1 protein-coding gene is annotated in these 2,183 nt (G+C 44.2%); it reads right to left on the bottom strand.

Annotated features, from left to right (window positions below; all coding sequences use genetic code 11):
* Nucleotides 1-73: 73 nt before the first annotated feature.
* On the bottom strand, nt 74-2,183 hold a 2,110-nt coding region (locus tag VN105_RS08580; RefSeq protein WP_325639869.1), incomplete at its 5' end, for a redoxin domain-containing protein.

Below are 2,183 nucleotides of genomic sequence, written 5' to 3'. Positions count from 1 at the left end.
AGGTGAAGCTGTTTCCCCCAAAGGAGGTTGTGAAGTTCTGCAGGGAGGCGCGTCCTGGTTATAGCAATCCAGGTTACTTCAATATCTTCCGCAGTTCCTCGTGCAGCTTTTCCCCACGCAGGTTTGTTGTAATAATCCGTCCTTCCGGATCCAGGAGCATTGTTGATGGTATTGCCAAAATACCATAATACTTTGCCACTTCGCTTGCCATCCCTTTTAAATCCGAAACCTGTGTCCATGGCATCTTATCTTTTTCAACCGCCTCTTTCCATTTATCACCCTGTTCGTCGACGGAAATACCAAGAACGGTGAAGTTCTTTTCTTTAAAATCATTATAAGCTCTCAGAACATTCGGATTTTCAGCCCTGCAGGGCCCGCACCAGCTTGCCCAGAAGTCGATGAACAGGTACTTTCCTTTAAAATCAGAGATGCGTACCGATTGACCATTCAAAGATGGGATAGCGAAGTCTTTCACCAACGCACCCGGAGCTCTCCGTTTCAGTACTTCAAGCCTTGTCCATAACCGCTGTCCTACGTCTGTCCGGCGGGCTTCCGGAGACAGCAGCTGGTAAAAAGGAGCTACTTTGGTATAATCGCCAACAACGGCCATGTCTTCCACTATACTCAGGCTTACCGGGCTGGATGAGTGCCCCGTAATGTAGTTTTTTCTCTGCTCGTCAATAACCAGGGAAATGGAATCAATACTCTTTTCCAGCGCTCCTTTCCGGATCCTGTCTTCAGTTTTCCGCAGTACCGGGTATAGTTTATATTGTTCATTTTTTAACGGCTCAATGGATGCCTCATACTTCTTAAACTCTTCCTGGGAACGGGATCCTGTCACGTTACTAAAGTATAATGAGTCTGCGCTGCCATCAATGTTGATATTACCGTTTTCAATAAAAAACTGCATATAACGCTGTGGAGTGGAAAGCATAATTTTCTGCGGACTTGCAAAGCTTTTCTGCCAGCTAAACCTTTCGTTCACCACCGGTACCTTTTCGAATTGGCTGCCTTTCTCCTCGTTCCATACAAATGTTACGGAATCCTTCAGGTTACGGATAAACCCTTTCACATTTGCCGTGCCACCCGGCATTATTTCAGCCAGTTTCTGGTCCAGCTCGGGAGCATCCGATCCATACCGTCCTATTACCATCCCGTTTTTATCTATCAGGATTTTTGTTGGCAGAGAGCTGATATTGTATTTCTCTGATATATCATTTGGATTAGGCAGATTTTTCATTCTCTTTTCCATATCCAATCCTCTCAGAACATGTTTCCAGATCCCGATCTTATCCTGTTCAACCGCCTTGTGCCAGGCTTCTTCCTTACGATCATCATCGGATATTCCAATAATTTCAAATCCCTTATCCTTATACTGGTTGTATAAGTTAATAAGATGGGGATTGCCTTTTCTACATGGTACACACCAACTTGCCCAAAAATCCAGGAGCACATACTTTCCTCTGAAACCGGATAATTTCAATGGCTTACCGTTAATATCTGTTGCAGCAAAATCCGCGGCCATGGCTCCGGGTACTCCTTTCTTTTTATTCTCCAGGTCAACCAGCACCGCTTTCCCATTGGCACTTTGCTTTGCCTGTGGCGTCAACCTGTTATACATCTTTCTTAACGAATCCTCTGATAACTCACTTGTTTTTGCCCGCAGAAAATAGGCAGTTATTATTGATGCCGGATATTTCTTAAAAAACGCAGCATACACCTCTTCTACCTCCGTTTCATAGGGTACCAGTACCCAGTTCTTCAATTCCTGGAACTCAACATTGCTCCTTTTATTGACAGCGGTCAGCGTATCAAAGATGTTTTTCCACCTGTTACGGATAGCTTTCACAGGTTTGTCTACAAAATTGTATTCCTCCTGCAATGCAGAACCTGTAACCTTCATATCTTCAAAATTATCAGAAGTTATGGCAACACTCATGTTTTTGGGTTCGAGTACAATCGTTCCATACCTAACGTTGGCAGACCTATACAACTCCATGCCATTGCTTAAAGTAGCAATAAGCGGCTCCTTTAGAGAACCGGAGAACCGGAATTTTCCATCCCTTACGGCGGCACTATCTGTTCTATATACACCTTTGTCATCGTTATAGAACAGATAAACTTTGGAAAGCTTTGACTTAGCTGCTGATCCGTTCAGCACAAACTGCCCATGACAGACAGAC

The sequence above is a fragment of the Chitinophaga sp. genome, from assembly GCF_035564935.1.
Classification (GTDB): Bacteria; Bacteroidota; Bacteroidia; order Chitinophagales; family Chitinophagaceae; genus Chitinophaga.
The sequence above is the reverse complement of the archived record's forward strand: the minus strand, read 5'-3'. Positions and strand labels throughout refer to the sequence as shown.